Origin of the sequence: Streptomyces sp. NPDC091279, assembly GCF_044757465.1 — a bacterium.
Taxonomy (GTDB): domain Bacteria; phylum Actinomycetota; class Actinomycetes; order Streptomycetales; family Streptomycetaceae; genus Streptomyces.
This window is the reverse complement of record NZ_JBIVVA010000009.1, coordinates 111,456-129,743: the sequence shown is the minus strand read 5'-3', so window position 1 is coordinate 129,743 and position 18,288 is coordinate 111,456. Positions and strand designations below refer to the sequence as shown.

The 18,288-nt window shown below is 71.4% G+C and carries 17 protein-coding genes and 1 tRNA gene; 14 read left to right on the top strand and 4 right to left on the bottom strand.

All coding sequences use genetic code 11. From position 1 onward, the window contains the following. Window positions 1–46 precede the first annotated feature (46 nt). Together ACIQOU_RS23215 and ACIQOU_RS23210 are read left to right on the top strand one after the other, a co-directional pair. Window positions 47–493: an SRPBCC family protein gene (locus tag ACIQOU_RS23215; RefSeq protein ID WP_401538716.1), complete on the top strand. Its 447-nt coding sequence runs from the start codon at window positions 47–49 to the stop codon at window positions 491–493. 39 nt (window positions 494–532) lie between these two features. Next, window positions 533–604 (top strand) — tRNA-Val (locus ACIQOU_RS23210). Between the two features lie 45 nt (window positions 605–649). Here the strand turns inward: ACIQOU_RS23210 and ACIQOU_RS23205 are convergent. After that, window positions 650–1,375 carry a 3'-5' exonuclease gene (locus ACIQOU_RS23205; protein ID WP_401538715.1) on the bottom strand — a complete coding sequence of 242 codons (726 nt, stop codon included), beginning with the start codon at window positions 1,373–1,375 and terminating at the stop codon, window positions 650–652. Between the two features lie 387 nt (window positions 1,376–1,762). Between ACIQOU_RS23205 and thrS the strand changes: the two genes are divergently transcribed. After that, on the top strand, window positions 1,763–3,739 hold the full coding sequence (gene thrS / locus ACIQOU_RS23200; RefSeq protein ID WP_401538714.1) for a threonine--tRNA ligase: 1,977 nt from the start codon (window positions 1,763–1,765) through the stop codon (window positions 3,737–3,739). A 99-nt stretch (window positions 3,740–3,838) separates the two neighbouring features. On the opposite strand, the gene ACIQOU_RS23195 is transcribed toward thrS, so the two are convergent. Further along, window positions 3,839–4,495, bottom strand: coding sequence for a potassium channel family protein (locus tag ACIQOU_RS23195; RefSeq protein WP_401538713.1), 657 nt, complete (start codon window positions 4,493–4,495; stop codon window positions 3,839–3,841). A gap of 67 nt (window positions 4,496–4,562) precedes the next feature. On the opposite strand from ACIQOU_RS23195, the gene ACIQOU_RS23190 reads away from it, so the two are divergent. After that, window positions 4,563–5,126, top strand: a complete 564-nt coding sequence (locus ACIQOU_RS23190; RefSeq protein WP_401538712.1) for an HIT family protein — start codon at window positions 4,563–4,565, stop codon at window positions 5,124–5,126. Window positions 5,127–5,427: 301 nt separating this feature from the next. Here ACIQOU_RS23190 and ACIQOU_RS23185 read toward each other — a convergent pair whose 3' ends face one another. Both ACIQOU_RS23185 and ACIQOU_RS23180 read right to left on the bottom strand, forming a co-directional pair. Further along, entirely contained in the window at window positions 5,428–7,089 is a 1,662-nt protein-coding gene (locus tag ACIQOU_RS23185) for a hypothetical protein (RefSeq protein ID WP_401538711.1), read from the bottom strand. Between the two features lie 182 nt (window positions 7,090–7,271). Then, window positions 7,272–9,491, bottom strand: coding sequence for an elongation factor G-like protein EF-G2 (locus ACIQOU_RS23180; RefSeq protein ID WP_401538710.1), 2,220 nt, complete (start codon window positions 9,489–9,491; stop codon window positions 7,272–7,274). Window positions 9,492–9,772: 281 nt separating this feature from the next. Here ACIQOU_RS23180 and pgsA point away from each other — a divergent pair, with 281 nt between their 5' ends. The 10 genes from pgsA (at window position 9,773) to ruvB (ending at window position 18,185) form a co-directional block, all read left to right on the top strand. Continuing rightward, window positions 9,773–10,435, top strand: a complete 663-nt coding sequence (gene pgsA, locus ACIQOU_RS23175) for a phosphatidylinositol phosphate synthase (RefSeq protein WP_401538709.1) — start codon at window positions 9,773–9,775, stop codon at window positions 10,433–10,435. Continuing rightward, a complete protein-coding gene (locus tag ACIQOU_RS23170; RefSeq protein WP_401538708.1) occupies window positions 10,432–11,349 on the top strand; it encodes a phosphatidylinositol mannoside acyltransferase in 918 nt (305 codons plus the stop codon). The genes pgsA and ACIQOU_RS23170 overlap by 4 nt, the downstream gene beginning before the upstream one ends. After that, the gene (locus ACIQOU_RS23165) at window positions 11,346–12,515 is read left to right on the top strand and encodes a glycosyltransferase family 4 protein (RefSeq protein WP_401538707.1); all 1,170 of its coding nucleotides are present in this window, start codon (window positions 11,346–11,348) and stop codon (window positions 12,513–12,515) included. The genes ACIQOU_RS23170 and ACIQOU_RS23165 overlap by 4 nt, the downstream gene beginning before the upstream one ends. A gap of 216 nt (window positions 12,516–12,731) precedes the next feature. After that, window positions 12,732–13,274 (top strand): hypothetical protein, encoded by a 543-nt coding sequence (locus ACIQOU_RS23160; RefSeq protein ID WP_401538706.1) that lies wholly within the window; start codon window positions 12,732–12,734, stop codon window positions 13,272–13,274. 148 nt (window positions 13,275–13,422) lie between these two features. Continuing rightward, window positions 13,423–14,328 carry a pyridoxal 5'-phosphate synthase lyase subunit PdxS gene (gene pdxS, locus ACIQOU_RS23155; RefSeq protein WP_401539010.1) on the top strand — a complete coding sequence of 302 codons (906 nt, stop codon included), beginning with the start codon at window positions 13,423–13,425 and terminating at the stop codon, window positions 14,326–14,328. Between the two features lie 5 nt (window positions 14,329–14,333). Beyond that, window positions 14,334–14,939, top strand: coding sequence for a pyridoxal 5'-phosphate synthase glutaminase subunit PdxT (gene pdxT / locus ACIQOU_RS23150; protein WP_401538705.1), 606 nt, complete (start codon window positions 14,334–14,336; stop codon window positions 14,937–14,939). 48 nt (window positions 14,940–14,987) lie between these two features. Next, window positions 14,988–15,740 carry a YebC/PmpR family DNA-binding transcriptional regulator gene (locus tag ACIQOU_RS23145; RefSeq protein ID WP_401538704.1) on the top strand — a complete coding sequence of 251 codons (753 nt, stop codon included), beginning with the start codon at window positions 14,988–14,990 and terminating at the stop codon, window positions 15,738–15,740. A gap of 201 nt (window positions 15,741–15,941) precedes the next feature. Further along, the gene (gene ruvC / locus ACIQOU_RS23140; RefSeq protein ID WP_401538703.1) at window positions 15,942–16,484 is read left to right on the top strand and encodes a crossover junction endodeoxyribonuclease RuvC; all 543 of its coding nucleotides are present in this window, start codon (window positions 15,942–15,944) and stop codon (window positions 16,482–16,484) included. After that, the gene (gene ruvA / locus ACIQOU_RS23135; RefSeq protein WP_401538702.1) at window positions 16,481–17,089 is read left to right on the top strand and encodes a Holliday junction branch migration protein RuvA; all 609 of its coding nucleotides are present in this window, start codon (window positions 16,481–16,483) and stop codon (window positions 17,087–17,089) included. The genes ruvC and ruvA overlap by 4 nt, the downstream gene beginning before the upstream one ends. Before the next feature lie 25 nt (window positions 17,090–17,114). Beyond that, window positions 17,115–18,185, top strand: coding sequence for a Holliday junction branch migration DNA helicase RuvB (gene ruvB, locus ACIQOU_RS23130; RefSeq protein WP_401538701.1), 1,071 nt, complete (start codon window positions 17,115–17,117; stop codon window positions 18,183–18,185). Window positions 18,186–18,288: the final 103 nt, after the last annotated feature.

Here is an 18,288-nt window from a genome sequence, read left to right as displayed (position 1 = left end):
CACCCAGATGCCGGGCAACGCCCCCGCCGACGGGCACACTCACCGCATGGACTGGTCCCACTACCGCTTCCACAGCCGCTGGCAGCTGACCGCGCCCCCGGCCACCGTCTACCGGGTCCTCGAACGCGCCGAGGAATACCCGAACTGGTGGCCGCAGGTACGCCAGGTACGCCGGATCGACGACACCGGCGGGGTCGTCCGCATCCGCGCCCTCGTCCCCTACACCCTGACCTTCACCGCCCGCGAGACCCGCCACGACCCCGACGCCGGGGTCCTGGAGATCGCCATGACCGGCGACCTCGACGGCTGGGCCCGCTGGACCCTCACCGCGCAGGGCACCGGCACCCTCGCCCGCTACGACCAGGAGGTCGACGTCCGCAAGCCGCTGCTCCGGCTGCTCGCGCTGCCCGGCCGGCCGGTGTTCCGCGCCAACCACCGGCTGATGATGCGCGCCGGACACCGCGGACTTCGCGCCCAGCTGCGAACGGTTTGAAGGAATCCCGCCGGGCCCTGTATTGTTCGGTGCGTTCCCGGGCGATTAGCTCAGTGGGAGAGCGCTTCGTTCACACCGAAGAGGTCACTGGTTCGAACCCAGTATCGCCCACCGGGAGAAAGCCGGTCCGTCCCCGACGGACCGGCTTTTCGCCGTTCACGCCGCCGCCGGCCACTCCGGCCGCAACGGCCACGCCGGATCGATCGCCTCCGGCGAACCACCGCGCGCGAACCACGCCTGCATCCCGCGCGCCTGCGCCGCGTGCCACGTCTCCTGCAACGTGTGCAACTCCGCGGGCGACAGCCGCTCAAGCCGCGTCGCGAACCGCCGCCCCAGCGCCCGCACCACCTCCAGTGCCGCCAGCGCGTCCGCACCCGCGTCGTGCGCGCCCTCCAACGGCACCTCGTAGTGCGCGCACAGATCCGTCAACGTCCGACGGCCCTTGCGGTAGCGGTCCAAGTGCTTGTCCAGCACCCGCGGATCGAGCACCCGCAGCGGCGTCGCCTCGAACCACCGCTCCAGCGACGACGCCCGGTGCCGACGCAACTCCCGGTCGAGCAGCGTCAGATCGAACGGCGCGTTCATCACCACCAACGGCCGCCGCAGCGCCGCCTGTTCGGCCAGCGTGGCCACGATCTCGTACACCACGGGGGCCGGCCAACGGCCGTTGCGCTGAAGGTGTTCGTCCGTCAGCCCATGCACCGCCGTCGCCGCCTCCGGCACCGGCACACCCGGGCTGACCAGCCAACGGGACACCCGGGGCCGGGTTCCCGGAGCGTCCTGCACCACCACGGCCGCCGAGACGATCCGGTCGGACTCGGCGTCCACCCCCGTGGTCTCCGTGTCGAAGGCCGCGAGCGGCCCCTCGTACCAGCACGTCATGCCCACCCAACTCCTCGTCCACCCACGGAAGCTGACGTCCCGTCTTCTGCCACTTTGGTGATACCCGGGCCGTTTGCGCCGTACGCCGCGACATCACAACAGCGGTACGGGTCTTTGCAGTTCAGCGGCGCGTTACGGGGAAACCTTTGGGGCGCACGGCTGTTGGCCGGGGCGAGCGGTCGGCCCGAGGGGGGAGGGGCGCAGCCCGGCCACACCGGACACCGTCGCCCAGGCCTCCCGACCGGCGCCCACGGACAACCCCGCAAGGAGTGACCGATCGGCCACACCCGGTAACGTTTCGCGGTGGGTGGGCCCGGGTCGGTACGATCCCCTCCTGTGCGCGCTCCGGGTATGGCGCCGCAGCCCCCCTTCAGTCAGGAGAGACCGGTGTCAGACGTCCGTGTGATCATCCAACGCGATTCCGAGCGGGACGAGCGCGTGGTGACGACGGGCACCACGGCCGCCGACCTCTTCGCCGGAGAGCGCTCGATCATCGCCGCCCGCGTGGCCGGCGAGCTGAAGGACCTGACCTACCCGGTCCAGGACGGCGAGACCGTCGAGCCCGTGGAGATCACCTCCGAGGACGGCCTCAACATCCTGCGCCACTCCACCGCGCACGTCATGGCACAGGCCGTGCAGGAGCTGTTCCCCGATGCCAAGCTGGGCATCGGCCCGCCGGTCAAGGACGGCTTCTACTACGACTTCGACGTCGAGAAGCCCTTCACGCCGGAGGACCTCAAGGCCGTTGAGAAGAAGATGCAGGAGATCCAGAAGCGCGGGCAGAAGTTCGCCCGCCGGGTCGTCACCGACGAGTCCGCCCGCGAGGAACTCGCCCACGAGCCCTACAAGTTGGAGCTGATCGGCCTCAAGGGCTCGGCCTCCTCCGACGACGGCGCCGACGTCGAGGTCGGCGCCGGTGAGCTGACCATGTACGACAACCTGGACGCCAAGACCGGCGACCTGTGCTGGACGGACCTCTGCCGGGGCCCGCACCTGCCCTCCACCCGCCTCATCCCGGCGTTCAAGCTGATGCGCAACGCCGCCGCCTACTGGCGCGGCAGCGAGAAGAACCCGATGCTCCAGCGCATCTACGGCACCGCGTGGCCGTCCAAGGACGAGCTGAAGGCGTACCTCGACTTCCTCACCGAGGCCGAGAAGCGCGACCACCGCAAGCTCGGCAGCGAACTCGACCTGTTCTCCATCCCCGAGCAGATCGGCTCGGGCCTCGCCGTCTTCCACCCCAAGGGCGGCATCATCCGCCGCGTGATGGAGGACTACTCGCGCCGCCGCCACGAGGAGGAGGGCTACGAGTTCGTCTACACCCCGCACGCGACGAAGGGGAAGCTCTTCGAGACGTCCGGGCACCTGGACTGGTACGCCGACGGCATGTACCCGCCCATGCAGCTCGACGAGGGCGTGGACTACTACCTCAAGCCTATGAACTGCCCGATGCACAACCTGATCTTCGACGCGCGCGGCCGGTCCTACCGCGAACTGCCCCTGCGGCTCTTCGAGTTCGGCACCGTCTACCGCTACGAGAAGTCGGGCGTCGTGCACGGCCTCACCCGCGCGCGTGGCTTCACGCAGGACGACGCGCACATCTACTGCACCAAGGAGCAGATGGCGGAGGAGCTGGACAAGACCCTCACCTTCGTCCTGAACCTGCTGCGCGACTACGGCCTCACGGACTTCTACCTGGAGCTGTCCACCAAGGACCCGGAGAAGTTCGTCGGCTCGGACGAGGTCTGGGAAGAGGCCACCGAGACGCTGCGCCAGGTCGCCGAGAAGCAGGGTCTGCCCCTGGTCCCGGACCCGGGCGGCGCCGCCTTCTACGGCCCGAAGATCTCCGTCCAGACCCGCGACGCCATCGGCCGGACCTGGCAGATGTCCACCGTCCAGCTCGACTTCAACCTGCCCGAGCGCTTCGACCTGGAGTACACCGGCCCCGACGGCTCCAAGCAGCGCCCGGTCATGATCCACCGCGCCCTGTTCGGCTCCATCGAACGCTTCTTCGCGGTGCTCCTTGAGCATTACGCGGGCGCCTTCCCGGCCTGGCTGGCCCCGGTCCAGGCGGTCGGCATCCCGATCGGTGACGGCCACGTCGAGTACCTCCAGACATTCGCCGCCGAGGCGAAGAAGAAGGGCCTGCGCGTCGAGGTCGACTCGTCCTCGGACCGGATGCAGAAGAAAATCAGGAACGCTCAGCGGCAGCGGGTTCCGTTCATGATCATCGTCGGTGACGAGGACATGAGCGCGGGCACGGTGTCGTTCCGCTACCGCGACGGTTCGCAGGAGAACGGCATCCCGCGTGACGAGGCGCTGGCCAAGCTCGTCGACGTGGTGGAGAGCCGAGTCCAGGTCTAGTCCGTCCCCGCCGGTGCGGGGATGGTCCGATGCGGAACGCACGGAAACAGAAGGTGTCTTTCTGGGCCCCGCCGCAGCGGGGTTCGGCCCCCGGAGGTGTCACACCCCCGGGGGCCTTTCGTCGCCCTCGCGGGAGAACACCTGGAGCAGCCAGGACGAGAACGACCCCGTCACCGCGCCCAGCAGCGCCAGACCGCACGCCATCATGCCGACCGCGATCAGCCGCCCGCCCGGCGTCACCGGGGAGATGTCCCCGTAGCCGACGGTGGCGAACGTCGCGCACGTCCACCAGGCCGCGTCCCCGAACGTCACCATCGTCGCGTCCGGCGCCCCCCGTTCCTGCTGGTACACCGCGAGCGCCCCGGTGAACCCGAGCAGCGCGGTGCTGAGCCCGGCGTACACCATCACGCGCGCGTGCAGCGCGAGCCGGGGCCGACCGTGCCGCCGTTGCACGGCCTCGTACAGCTTCACCACCCGCAGCGGCCGCAGCAACGGCAGCACCAGCACCAGCGTGTCCAGCCAGCGCGTCCGCACGAACCGCAGCCGCTGCCCGCTCAGCCGCCACCGCACCGCGTAGTCGGCGCCGAACAGCACCCACGCGCCGAGCATCACCGCGAGGCACCCGTCCTGCCCGCCCGGCGACAGCCCGACGGCCAGCACCCGCACCGCGTACGCGGCGAGGAAGGCCAGCGACGCGAAGGCCAGGGGAAACTCCACGCGCTGCTCCCAGCGGGCCGTGCGGCCGTGATCGTCCACCGCCCCAGCTTGACCCGCGCGTCTTTTCCCCCAACCCCGGCGACACGATCCGAACGGGCGACGCCATATGCTGCTCAGCATGACGAGTGAGCCGGAGCAGCAGCTGGGAGTGGGGACACAGGACGCGTTCCAGCGCCTGTGGACGCCCCACCGGATGGCCTACATCCAGGGTGAGAACAAGCCGACCGGCCCCGGTGCCGAGGACGGCTGTCCCTTCTGCGCGATCCCGGCCAAGTCCGACGAGGACGGCCTGATCATCCGCCGCGGACAGCACGTCTACGCCGTCCTCAACCTCTACCCGTACAACGGCGGCCACCTCATGGTCGTGCCCTACCGTCACGTCGCCGACTACACGGACCTCACGGACCCGGAGACGGCGGAACTGGCGGCCCTCACCAAGCAGGCGATGACGGCGCTGCGCACGGCGTCGGGGGCCCACGGCTTCAACATCGGCATGAACCAGGGCGCCGTCGCCGGAGCGGGCATCGCGGCCCACCTCCACCAGCACATCGTCCCCCGCTGGGGCGGCGACACCAACTTCATGCCGGTGGTCGGCCACACCAGGGTCCTTCCCCAACTCCTCGCGGACACACGCAAGATGCTGGCGGAGGCGTGGCCGACGGCGGTCTGAGGACCTACGCGCAGACGACCGCCGACCGGGCGCCAACCAGCCCGTCCGGGGGCGCCCCCCTCCGGGGGAGCTTGAGGACGAGGCCATCCAGGCCGAAAGGGGGGTCTGGGGGCAGGGCCCCCAGATCTCTTGGCCGCCATGGCAGCGCAGGCCGAGATCATGCAGCCCGTCTGGGGGCACCCCCCTCCGGGGGAGCTTGAGGGCGAGGCCCGTTCAGGGCCGAAGCGGGGGCGTGGGGGCGGTAGCCCCCAGAGGCGCGCCCCCGCTCACCCGCACGTGACGCCGCCCCACCGCCGGAGGCTCACGCGTCGTACGTGTCCGCCTTACGCGGCGAAGCGTCCTGCACAGCCCCACTGAGCGCCGACGACCGCGAGTCGAACTTCTCCGTGTTGACCCGGTGATCCTTCAGCACCTGCATCGTGGCGTGGTGCACCCGCCGCAGCACCGGCGTAGCCGCCCGCAGCACGTCGTCGCTCATGAAGCGGTTGCCCCACGGCTGGTCGGCCCAGGCGTGCCGCAGCCCGAACGGCTCGGGCAGCCCCAGTGATCCGCCCAGCCAGTTCAGCACCGGCGGGTACCAGCCGATCGCCGCGCGCGCGGCGAGCCGGACGACCTCGTCGGCGGTGACCAGCGGCAGCTTCACCGTCCGGGTCTCCCAGAACCGCACCGTCTTGGCGACCTGCTTGCTCGGGGCCGCCGGCTTGCCGAGGAACAGGCCGTTGACCGGGCCGAGGGCGTGACCGGTGACCTCGACGCGCAGGGTCTCCTTGAGGACGGTGACCGTGGTCATCATGGTGATGATCAACTGGCCGCCCCACAGCGTCCATTGGACCCCGAGGTAGTGCCGGTCACCGCTGTCGAACTGCTGGTGGTTGCAGATGTTCTCCAGTGCCTTGGGCTTGACCTGGTACGCCTCGACGTCCGGTCCCTCGGGCCGGGAGACACCGCCCGCCCCGGCCGGGATCGGGGTGGCGACCCAGTCCCGCACGGAGGGCGCGGGGAAGCCGCCGGTCTTCAGGCTCTGGCGGGGGAGCAGCTTCAGTTCGTCGTGGATCGCGCGGGCCACCGTCCAGCTGCGGAACTCGTGGATGGCCTGGGTCGGGTCGGCCGGCGTCAGCTCCTCGGCGAGGTGCCAGGCGCCCCAGCGGGTGCCCATGCCGAGGATGCCCTTGTGACCGGCGTAGAAGACGGAGTTGGACTGCTGCTCGGCGCTCAACCTGGCCAGGGACTGGCGCAGTTGCTCGGCGGCGGTCTGGTCGGGGTGGGTCGGCACGGCCTCGGGGACCTTCGCGCCGATGCTGCTGCCGGACAGCAGGCTGTCCCACCGGGCGCGCAGATCCTGCGCGGTGCTCTCGCAGATCCGCTTGGCCAGGAACCAGCCGACGACGGGGGCGACGATCGCGGCCCGCGCGTACCAGGCGCCGATGCCGGTGAACGGCATCTTCAGGAGGAACAGCACGGCCAGCGCGCCGACCGCGACGAGCAGCACGGTGGCCATGCCGGAGACCCGCTTGTTGTCCTGCTTGGCCATGGTGGCCCGTATCTGGAAGACCGCCAGCCACACCAGCAGGCCCGGCAGGAAGAGCACGCCGCACAGCAGCATGATCGCGGTGAGCTTCTTGTCGCGTTCACTGCGGATGCGGTTGGCCGCGAGGCAGTGCTCGACGATGACCTGGGGCTCGGTGCCGAAGGACTGGATGACGGGCTTGCGGCCGACGCCCAGCATGCGGTTGACGACCGCCTGGGAGAACGCCTCACCGAGGTTGGGGCGGAAGATCTTCGCCCACGGGCGGCCGGTGTTGACCGTCGACTGGTGCCATTCGTTGTCGGCCTTCTTGATGTCCTCCATCGGGCTGTCCCGATAGGCGGCCGAGGCCAGCGCGAGCGTCGCCATCTGCCCCTCGCCCGCCGTCAGAGGCACTTGCGGACCGAAGAAGTCCGGGTAGTTGCCGTCCACGGTCATTCCCGCCCCCACTCGCCTCCGGACACCGCTTCTGCGGTTTTCCCGACTTCCTTGCTCCGCACACCTGTTGATCAGGTCATCGTGGTGACAGCGCGACAACGTGATCAGGACATCAGCGTATCCGTCGGCACCGACATCCGGAGGCGGACGGCCGAAGCCGTCCGCCGAGCGGAGGGAACCGGTCAGCCGCCGCCGGGTGTCTCCTCGCGGATTCGGGCGGCGACCTGGGCCGGCATCGGCTCGTGCCGGGCGTACGCGCGGCGGAACCGGGCGGTGCCGTGCGAGAGGGAGCGCAGGTCGACGGCGTACCGGCCGATCTCGATCTCGGGCACCTCGGCCCGTACCGATGTCCGTCCCCCGTCGGCCTGTTCGGTGCCGAGCACCCGGCCGCGCCGGCCCGACAGGTCGCTCATGACGGTGCCGACGTAGTCGTCGCCGACCAGCACGGTCACCTCGGCGACCGGCTCCAGCAGATGGATGCGGGCGTCGGCGGCGGCCTCCCGCAGGGCGAGCGCGCCGGCCGTCTGGAAAGCGGCGTCGGAGGAGTCCACCGCGTGCGCCTTGCCGTCGAGGAGGGTGACGCGGACGTCGATGAGCGGGTACCCGGCGGCGACTCCCTTGGCGGCCTGGGCCCGGACGCCCTTCTCGACGGACGGGATGAACTGCCGGGGCACCGCGCCGCCGACGACCTTGTCGACGAACTCGATGCCCGAGCCGCCCGGCAGCGGCTCCACCTCGATCTCGCAGATCGCGTACTGGCCGTGCCCGCCGGACTGTTTGACGTGCCGCCCGCGCCCGGCCGACCGCTCGGCGAACGTCTCCCGCAGGGGCACCCGGTGCGCGACGACGTCGACCTGGACGCCGTAGCGGCTGCGCAGCCGTTCCAGTGCCACGTCCGCGTGGGCCTCGCCGAGGCACCACAGGACGATCTGGTGGGTGTCGGGGTTCTGTTCGAGGCGCAGGGTCGGGTCCTCGGCGGCCAGTCGGCCGAGCCCCTGCGAGAGCTTGTCCTCGTCGGCCTTGCTGTGGGCCTGGACGGCGAGCGGCAGCAGCGGGTCCGGCATCTCCCAGGGCTCCATGAGGAGCGGGTCGTCGGGGGCGGAGAGGGTGTCGCCGGTCTCGGCGTGGCTCAGCTTCGCCACGCACGCGAGGTCGCCCGCGACGCACCGGGTGAGCGGGTGCTGCTGTGCGCCGAAGGGCGAGGAGAGGGCGCCGACGCGCTCGTCGGCCTCGTGCGGGGCGCGGGGCTCGTGGCCGGGACCGTGCGCGTGGTCGGCGAGGCCATGGCCACAGACGTGGACGGTGTCGTCGGGGTGCAGGGTGCCCGAGAAGACCCGGACCAGACTGATCCGGCCGACGTAGGGGTCGGACGCCGTCCTGACGACCTCGGCGACCAGCGGCCCGTCCGGGTCGCTCGCGTCCAGCACGCGCGCGGTGCCGTCGCGCGCGGTCACCTTCGGGGCCGTGCGCTCCAGCGGGGTGGGGAAGCCCCGGGTGATCAGGTCGAGAAGCTCGACCGTGCCGAGGCCCTGGCGGGCGGTGCCGGGGGCGGGGGCGGCGGCGAGGACGGGGAAGAAGGCGGCGCGGGCGACGGCCCGTTCCAGGTCGTCGACGAGTGTCTTGACGTCGATCTCCTCGCCGCCCAGGTAGCGGTCCATGAGGGTCTCGTCCTCGCTCTCGGCGATGATCCCCTCGATCAGCCGGTTGCGGGCCTCCTCGATGCCGGGCAGCCGTCCGGGGTCCGGGTCGGACTCCTGGCGCTCGCCGGACGCGTAGTCGAACAGTTTTCGGGACAGCAGCCCGGTCAGGCCGGTCACGGGCGCGTGCCCGTCGGGTCCCGGGGCGCCGCGCAGCGGCAGGTACAGCGGGAGAACGGCGTCGGGGTCGTCGCCCCCGAAGGCCTCGGCGCAGACGCGGGTGGTCTCCTCGAAGTCGGCCCGCGCGGCCTCCAGGTGCGTGACGACGATCGCCCGTGGCAGCCCCGCGGCGGCGCACTCCTCCCACGCCAGCCGTGTCGAGCCGTCCACGCCGTCGGCTGCCGAGACGACGAAGAGGGCCGCGTCCGCCGCCCGCAGACCGGCCCGCAGCTCCCCGACGAAGTCGGCGTATCCGGGGGTGTCCAGGAGGTTGATCTTGATGCCGTCCCAGGTGAGGGGGGTCAGGGAGAGCTGTACCGAACGGTGCTGGCGGTGTTCGATCTCGTCGTGGTCGGAGACGGTGGAGCCGTCCTCCACGCGCCCCGCGCGGTTCACCGCCCCCGTGCTCAGCGCGAGGGCCTCCACCAGCGTGGTCTTGCCCGATCCGCAGGGGCCGACCAGCACCGCGTTCCTCACGGACGCGGGGTGGTCGGCCGCCGTGGCCCTGCCGGCGGCTCCGGGGTGTGCGTGTGTCTTGTCGCCCATGGTCCTGCCTCCCGTGCGGGGTGAGGTCACTGTGGGCGCGGGGCGGCGGACCGGGTGCGGGGCGGCTCCGACGACGCCCGCGGTCCTTCGAGCTTTCCACTCCCGTCATGTCGCGTCCATACGAGAGACGGGATCGGACCCCGGGCCGTATGCGCGACCATCCGCCGGATCTCCGCACAAGGGGTGCGGGTGCCCGACCGTCGCACACGCACGCGCGTGGCTACGATGGGCCAGCCGGCGGCCACAGAGGGCCGCGCGGCCCACCGACCGTCGGGAAGGCCATGCTGAACAAGTACGCGCGTGCATTTTTTACGCGTGTCCTCACACCGTTCGCCGCATTTCTCATCCGCAGAGGAGTCAGCCCCGACACGGTCACGCTGATCGGCACCGCGGGTGTGATGGCGGGCGCACTGGTCTTCTACCCCCAGGGCGAGCTGTTCTGGGGCACGATCGTGATCACCCTGTTCGTCTTCTCCGACCTCGTCGACGGGAACATGGCCCGTCAGCTGGGCCGTTCCAGCCGCTGGGGCGCCTTCCTCGACTCCACGCTCGACCGGGTGGCCGACGGCGCGATCTTCGGCGGGTTCGCCCTCTGGTACGCGGACGGGGGCGACGACATCGTCCTGTGCGCCGTCTCGATCTTCTGCCTCGCCAGCGGCCAGGTGGTGTCGTACACCAAGGCGCGCGGCGAGTCGATCGGCCTGCCGGTCGCCGTCAACGGCCTGGTCGAGCGCGCCGAGCGGCTGGTGATCTCGCTGGTCGCGGCCGGTCTCGCGGGCCTGCACACGTTCGGCGTGCCGGGCATCCAGTACCTGCTGCCCATCGCCCTGTGGATCGTCGCCGTGGGCAGCCTCGTCACGTTGATCCAGCGGGTGGTCACCGTGCGCCGTGAGTCGGCGGAGGCGGAGGCCGCGGCCGCGCAGGACAGCGAGGCCGCCCAGTGAGCGTCCAGGACCGGCTCACCGACGCGCTCTACGGGCTCGGCTGGAGCGCCGTCAAGAAGCTCCCCGAACCCGTCGCCGTCCGCCTCGGCCGGACCATCGCCGACGTCGCCTGGAAGCGGCGCGGCAAGGGCGTGCGCCGGCTGGAGAGCAACTACGCGCGCGTGGTGCCCGACGCGAGCCCCGAGCGGCTCGCCGAGCTGTCCCGCGCGGGCATGCGTTCCTACCTGCGCTACTGGATGGAGTCGTTCCGGTTGCCCGCCTGGAGCGAGGAGCGCATCCGCGACGGCTTCACCCTCAAGGACTCCCACCTCCTGACCGACAGCATCGCCGCGGGCCGGGGCGTCGTCCTGGCCCTGCCGCACATGGCCAACTGGGACCTGGCCGGCGCCTGGGTCACCACGGACCAGAAGATCCCGTTCACCACGGTGGCCGAACGCCTGAAGCCGGAGTCCCTGTACGACCGTTTCGTCGCCTACCGCGAGGGCCTCGGCATGGAGGTCCTGCCGCACAGCGGCGGCTCCGCGTTCGGCACCCTGGCGCGACGGCTGCGGGACGGCGGCCTGGTCTGCCTGGTCGCCGAACGTGACCTGTCGGCGTCCGGCGTCGAGGTCACGTTCTTCGGTGAGCGGACCCGCATCCCGGCGGGGCCCGCCCTGCTCGCCCAGCAGACCGGCGCCCTGCTGATGCCCGTCACCCTCTGGTACGACGACTCGCCCGTCATGCGCGGCCGCGTCCATCCCGCGATCGAGGTCCCCGCGTCAGGCACCCGGACCGAGAAGACGTCTGTCATGGCACAGGCGCTGGCCGATGCCTTCGCCTCGGGAATCGCCGACCATCCGGAGGACTGGCACATGCTCCAGCGTTTGTGGCTCGCCGACCTGGAACCCCGCCCGTCGACGGGGGAGCCCTCGTGAGGATCGGCATCGTCTGCCCGTACTCCTGGGACGTGCCGGGCGGCGTCCAGTTCCACATCCGCGACCTCGCCGCCTACTTCATCGCGCAGGGCCACGAGGTCTCCGTCCTCGCGCCGGCCGACGACGACACCCCGCTGCCGCCGTACGTCGTCTCCGCGGGCCGCGCGGTCCCGGTCCCGTACAACGGCTCGGTCGCCCGCCTCAACTTCGGCTTCCTGAGCGCCGCCCGGGTCCGCCGCTGGCTGCACGACGGCCACTTCGACGTCATCCACATCCACGAGCCGACCTCGCCGTCGCTGGGCCTGCTGGCCTGCTGGGCGGCCCAGGGCCCGATCGTGGCGACGTTCCACACCTCCAACCCGCGCTCCCGGGCGATGATCGCCGCCTACTCCATCCTCCAGGCGGCCCTGGAGAAGATCAGCGCCCGCATCGCCGTGAGCGAGTACGCCCGCCGCACCCTCGTCGAACACCTGGGCGGCGACGCGGTCGTCATCCCCAACGGCGTCGACGTCGACTTCTTCGCCCGCGCCGAGCCCCGCCCCGAATGGCAGGACGACACCATCGGCTTCATCGGCCGCATCGACGAACCCCGCAAGGGCCTCCCGGTCCTCATGCGCGCCCTCCCGCAGATCCTCGCCGCCCGCCCCGAGACCCGCCTCCTGGTGGCAGGCCGAGGCGACGAGGAGGAGGCGGTGGAGAGCCTTCCCCCCGAACTCCGCTCCCGCGTCGAGTTCCTCGGCATGATCAGCGACGAGGACAAGGCCCGCCTGCTGCGCAGCGTCGACCTGTACATCGCCCCCAACACCGGCGGCGAGAGCTTCGGCATCATCCTCGTCGAGGCCATGTCGGCAGGCGCCCCGGTCCTCGCCTCCGACCTCGATGCCTTCGCCCAGGTCCTCGACCAGGGCGCGGCCGGCGAACTCTTCACCAACGAGGACGCCCCCGCCCTCGCCACCGCCGCCCTCCGCCTCCTGGCCGACCCCACCCGCCGCACCGAACTCCGCGACCGAGGCAGCGCCCACGTCCGCCGCTTCGACTGGTCGACGGTCGGCGAGGACATCCTCTCCGTCTACGAAACGGTGACAGCGGGCGCGGCAGCGGTAGCAACGGCCGACGACGACCGGGGAACGGGGCTGAGGGCGCGACTGGGACTGGCGAGGGACTGAGAGGGGCCCTTCCCCGAGCCCCTCCCGCCCCACCCGAACGTGGAAGTGCCGGTCCGCATCAATCAGCCCGTCCGGCGTTTGAGACGAGGCCTGTTCAGGCCGAAGCGGGGGCCTGGGGGCGGCAGCCCCCAGACGGGAGGGCAGCCCCGGCACCCCTGCCGACTCCCGCACCCCTGGTGCCCACCTCCGCACCGGCGTGCGTCATAGGCTGCGCGGGTGACACCGACCCTGATCTGGATTCTCGTCGCCCTCGCGGCGATCGGCCTCTACCTGAGCTGGACCGCCGGCCGCCTGGACCGCCTCCACACCCGGATCGACGCCGCCCGAGCCGCCCTGGACGCCCAACTGCTGCGCCGCGCCTCCGTGGCCCAGGAACTGGCGACCTCCGGCGTCCTGGACCCGGCCGCGTCCATCGTCCTGTACGAGGCGGCGCACGGCGCGAGGCAGGCGGAGGAGGAGCAACGGGAGTTCGCGGAGAGCGAGTTGAGCCAGGCGCTGCGCGCGGTGTTCGCGGAGCCGCAGCAGGTGGAGGCGGTCCGCGAGGTGCCCGGGGGAGACGCGGCGACCCATGAGCTGGCGGAGGCGGTACGCCGGGTCCCGATGGCCCGCCGCTTCCACAACGACACCGTCGGCGCGGCCCGCCGACTGCGCGAGCACCGCAAGGTCCGCTGGTTCCGGCTGGCCGGACACGCGCCGTTCCCGATGGCCTTCGAGATGGACGACGAACCGCCGACGGCACTGGTGGAACGGGTCGCCTGACCACCCCGGCGCACGAGGACGCCGTTCGCCCCCGGTGTCCCGAAAACGATCCACCGGCCCCTCATTGGCCCTTGCTGTGGCCTGCTTCCCTCGCGTTGTCTCGGAGATGCACCAGCACCCTTTGTCCCGAGCGAGGTCACCCGTGTCCATCACCCCCTCCGAGAACCAGGCCCCCGAGACCGGCACCGCGCGCGTGAAGCGCGGCATGGCCGAGCAGCTCAAGGGCGGCGTCATCATGGACGTCGTCACCCCGGAGCAGGCGAAGATCGCCGAGGACGCGGGTGCCGTCGCCGTCATGGCGCTGGAGCGGGTCCCGGCCGACATCCGCAAGGACGGCGGCGTGGCCCGGATGTCCGACCCGGACATGATCGAGGGCATCATCGGCGCCGTCTCCATCCCGGTGATGGCGAAGTCCCGCATCGGCCACTTCGTGGAGGCGCAGGTCCTCCAGTCCCTCGGCGTCGACTACATCGACGAGTCCGAGGTGCTCACCCCGGCCGACGAGGTCAACCACTCGGACAAGTGGTCGTTCACGACGCCGTTCGTGTGCGGGGCCACCAACCTGGGTGAGGCGCTGCGCCGGATCGCCGAGGGCGCCGCGATGATCCGCTCCAAGGGCGAGGCCGGCACCGGCAACGTCGTCGAGGCCGTCCGCCACCTGCGGCAGATCAAGAACGAGATCGCCCGGCTGCGCGGCTACGACCAGCACGAGCTGTATGCCGCCGCCAAGGAGCTGCGCGCCCCCTACGAGCTGGTCAAGGAGGTCGCCGACCTGGGCAGGCTGCCCGTCGTGCTGTTCTCCGCCGGTGGCGTCGCCACCCCGGCCGACGCCGCCCTGATGCGCCAGCTCGGCGCCGAGGGCGTCTTCGTCGGCTCCGGCATCTTCAAGTCGGGCGACCCGGCCAAGCGCGCCGCCGCCATCGTGAAGGCGACCACCTTCTTCGACGACCCGAAGATCATCGCGGACGCCTCCCGCGACCTCGGCGAGGCCATGGTCGGCATCAACTGCGACACCCTCCCCGAGGGCGAGCGCTACGCCAACCGCGGCTGGTGACCGACGTGAGCACCCCTGTCATCGGCGTCCTGGCCCTCCAGGGCGACGTACGGGAGCACCTCGTCGCCCTGGCCTCCGCCGACGCGCTGGCCAGGCCGGTACGGCGCCCCGAGGAGCTGGCGGAGATCGACGGCCTGGTGATCCCGGGCGGCGAGTCCACCACTATCTCCAAGCTGGCCGTCCTGTTCGGCGTGATGGAGCCGTTGCGCGCACGCGTGCGTGCCGGGCTGCCCGTCTACGGCACCTGCGCCGGGATGATCATGCTGGCCGACAAGATCCTGGACCCGCGCTCGGGCCAGGAGACCGTCGGCGGCATCGACATGATCGTGCGCCGCAACGCCTTCGGGCGCCAGAACGAGTCCTTCGAGGCCACGGTCGACGTCCGGGGCGTCCCGGGCGATCCGGTGGAGGGCGTCTTCATCCGCGCGCCCTGGGTCGAGTCCGTGGGCGGCGAGGTCGAGGTGCTCGCCGAGCACGACGGTCACATCGTCGCGGTCCGGCAGGGCGACGTGCTCGCCACGTCGTTCCATCCGGAACTGACCGGCGACCACCGGGTGCACGCGCTCTTTGTCGACATGGTGCGCGCGAGGGCGGCGGCGCGGGCCTTGTAGGATCTCTGGCGTTCAGGCAGAGATGGGTTACGCGAAGGAGACAGGCAGATGTCCGGCCACTCTAAATGGGCCACGACGAAGCACAAGAAGGCCGTGATCGACGCCAAACGCGGCAAGCTCTTCGCGAAGCTGATCAAGAACATCGAGGTCGCCGCGCGGATGGGCGGGGTTGACCTCGAAGGCAACCCCACGCTGTACGACGCCGTTCAGAAGGCCAAGAAGCAGTCGGTCCCGAACAAGAACATCGACTCCGCGGTCAAGCGGGGCGGCGGTCTCGAAGCCGGTGGCGCCGACTACGAGACGATCATGTACGAGGGCTACGGTCCGAACGGCGTCGCGGTGCTCATCGAGTGCCTCACCGACAACCGCAACCGCGCCGCCTCCGACGTGCGCGTCGCCATGACCCGCAACGGCGGCAGCATGGCCGACCCCGGCTCGGTGTCGTACCTCTTCCACCGCAAGGGCGTCGTCATCGTCCCCAAGGGCAAGCTGACCGAGGACGACGTCCTCGGCGCCGTTCTGGACGCGGGCGCGGAGGAAGTGAACGACCTCGGCGAGTCCTTCGAGGTGCTCAGCGAGGCCACCGACATGGTCGCCGTCCGCACCGCCCTCCAGGACGCCGGGATCGACTACGACTCGGCCGAGGCCAACTTCGTCCCGACCATGCAGGTCGAGCTGGACGAAGAGGGCGCCCGGAAGATCTTCAAGCTGATCGACGCGCTGGAGGACAGCGACGACGTGCAGAACGTCTTCGCCAACTTCGACGTCAGCGACGAGGTCATGGAGAAGGTCGACGCGTAACGCTGCCGCGAACCCAACGGGCCGACGGGACACACCCGTCGGCCCGTCGCCATGTGCGCCGTTGTCAGTGGCAGCGGATAGCCTGGCCGACGTCAAAGATCACCGCTCACGGGCCCCAGCCACACATGGAGGAACCCCGACGGTGCTCGGCCAGATCCGCGAGAGCGGCGGCGGTTCAGCCGCCAAAGGGGAGGGGGAGCGGTGCGGGTACTCGGAGTTGACCCCGGGCTGACCCGGTGCGGCGTGGGCGTCGTCGAGGGAGTCGCCGGGCGGCCGCTCACCTTGATCGGCGTGGGCGTCGTCCGGACCCCCGCCGACGCCGAGCTGGGCCACCGGCTCGTCGCCATCGAACAGGGCATCGAGCAGTGGCTCGACGAACACCGGCCCGAACACGTCGCCGTGGAGCGGGTGTTCAGCCAGCACAACGTCAGCACCGTGATGGGCACCGCCCAGGCCAGCGCCGTCGCCATGCTGTGCGCCGCCCGCCGCGGCATCCCCGTCGCCCTGCACACCCCCAGCGAGGTCAAGGCCGCCGTCACCGGCAGCGGCCGGGCCGACAAAGCCCAGGTCGGCGCCATGGTCACCCGGCTGCTGAGGCTCGACGCACCCCCCAAGCCCGCCGACGCCGCCGACGCCCTGGCCCTCGCCATCTGCCACATCTGGCGCGCCCCCGCACAGAACCGCCTCCAGCGGGCGGTCGCCCAGCACACCGCCCAGGCACCCCTGAAAGGCCGCACCGCATGATCGCCTTCGTCACCGGCCCGGTCGCCGCCCTCGCCCCGGACTCCGCGGTCGTCGAGGTCGGCGGCATCGGCATCGCCGTCCAGTGCGCCCCGAACACCCTGTCCGGACTGCGCATGGGCCAGCAGACCCGGCTGGCCACCTCCCTCGTCGTCCGCGAGGACTCCCTCACCCTCTACGGATTCGCCGACGAGGACGAACGCCAGACCTTCGAGCTGCTCCAGACCGCCAGCGGCGTCGGCCCCCGCCTCGCCCAGGCCATGCTGGCCGTGCACTCCCCGGACACCCTGCGCCGCGCCGTCGCCGCCGGTGACGAGAAGACCCTCATCGCGGTCCCCGGCATCGGCAAGAAGGGCGCCCAGAAGCTGCTCCTGGAGCTGAAGGACCGCCTCGGCGCCCCGGTCGGCGCCCCCGGCATCGGCACGGCGCCCACCCTCTCCGGCTGGCGCGAGCAGCTGCACGCGGCCCTGATCGGACTCGGCTACGCCACCCGCGAGGCCGACGAGGCCGTCAGCGCCGTCACCCCCCAGGCCGAGGCCGCCGAGGGCACCCCCCAGGTCGGCCAGCTCCTCAAGGCGGCCCTCCAGACCCTGAACCGCGCCCGCTGACCCACCACCCTCCGAGGCACATCACATGAACTGGGACGACACGACCGACCCCGCCGCCGACGACCGGCTCGTGGGCCCGGTCGCCGACGGCGAGGACCAGGCCGTCGAGGCCGCCCTGCGCCCCAAGGACCTGGACGAGTTCATCGGCCAGGAGAAGGTCCGCGAACAGCTCGACCTGGTGCTGCGCGCCGCCCGCGCGCGCGGCGCCACCGCCGACCATGTGCTGCTCTCCGGCGCCCCCGGCCTCGGCAAGACCACCCTGTCCATGATCATCGCCGCCGAGATGGCCGCCCCCATCCGCATCACCAGCGGCCCCGCCATCCAGCACGCCGGTGACCTCGCCGCGATCCTCTCCTCGCTCCAGGAGGGCGAGGTGCTCTTCCTCGACGAGATCCACCGCATGTCCCGGCCCGCCGAGGAGATGCTGTACATGGCGATGGAGGACTTCCGCGTCGACGTCATCGTCGGCAAGGGCCCCGGCGCCACCGCCATCCCGCTGGAGCTGCCGCCGTTCACCCTGGTCGGCGCCACCACGCGCGCGGGGCTGCTGCCGCCGCCGTTGCGGGACCGTTTCGGCTTCACCGCGCACATGGAGTTCTACGAACCGGGCGAGCTGCAACGGGTCGTGCACCGCTCGGCCGGACTGCTCGACGTGGAGATCGACACCGCCGGCGCCGCCGAGATCGCCGGCCGCTCCCGGGGCACCCCCCGCATCGCCAACCGGCTGCTGCGCCGGGTCCGCGACTACGCCCAGGTCAAGGCGGACGGCGTCATCACCCGGGAGATCTCGCGGGCCGCCCTCGCCGTGTACGAGGTCGACGGGCGCGGCCTCGACCGCCTCGACCGGGCCGTGCTGGAAGCCCTGGTCAAGCTGTTCGGCGGCGGTCCCGTCGGCCTGTCCACGCTGGCCGTCGCGGTGGGGGAGGAGCGCGAGACCGTCGAGGAGGTCGCCGAACCGTTCCTGGTCAGGGAGGGCCTGCTCGCCCGTACCCCGCGGGGCCGGATCGCCACCCCCGCCGCCTGGGCCCACCTGGGGCTGACCCCGCCGCAGCAGGCCACCGCCGGAAACGGACAACAGGATCTGTTCGGGACGTGACGGAGGGGACAGCGTGAACATTGGCCGGGTCAGGAACCCAGGTGCCATGCTGAGCGTTGTTCCCTGCGCGCGGACTCGCTTAGACTCCGCCGATGCCGTCCTA

Bases quoted from the DNA above. Each gene is read 5' to 3' on its own strand.
- ACIQOU_RS23145 (WP_401538704.1), top strand. From the start codon at position 14,988: ATGTCCGGCCACTCTAAATGGGCCACGACGAAGCACAAGAAGGCCGTG.
- ACIQOU_RS23215 (WP_401538716.1), top strand. From the start codon at position 47: ATGGACTGGTCCCACTACCGCTTCCACAGCCGCTGGCAGCTGACCGCG.
- ruvB (WP_401538701.1), top strand. From the start codon at position 17,115: ATGAACTGGGACGACACGACCGACCCCGCCGCCGACGACCGGCTCGTG.
- ACIQOU_RS23205 (WP_401538715.1), bottom strand. From the start codon at position 1,375: ATGACGTGCTGGTACGAGGGGCCGCTCGCGGCCTTCGACACGGAGACC.
- ACIQOU_RS23185 (WP_401538711.1), bottom strand. From the start codon at position 7,089: ATGACCGTGGACGGCAACTACCCGGACTTCTTCGGTCCGCAAGTGCCT.
- ruvA (WP_401538702.1), top strand. From the start codon at position 16,481: ATGATCGCCTTCGTCACCGGCCCGGTCGCCGCCCTCGCCCCGGACTCC.
- ACIQOU_RS23190 (WP_401538712.1), top strand. From the start codon at position 4,563: ATGCTGCTCAGCATGACGAGTGAGCCGGAGCAGCAGCTGGGAGTGGGG.
- ACIQOU_RS23180 (WP_401538710.1), bottom strand. From the start codon at position 9,491: ATGGGCGACAAGACACACGCACACCCCGGAGCCGCCGGCAGGGCCACG.
- pgsA (WP_401538709.1), top strand. From the start codon at position 9,773: ATGCTGAACAAGTACGCGCGTGCATTTTTTACGCGTGTCCTCACACCG.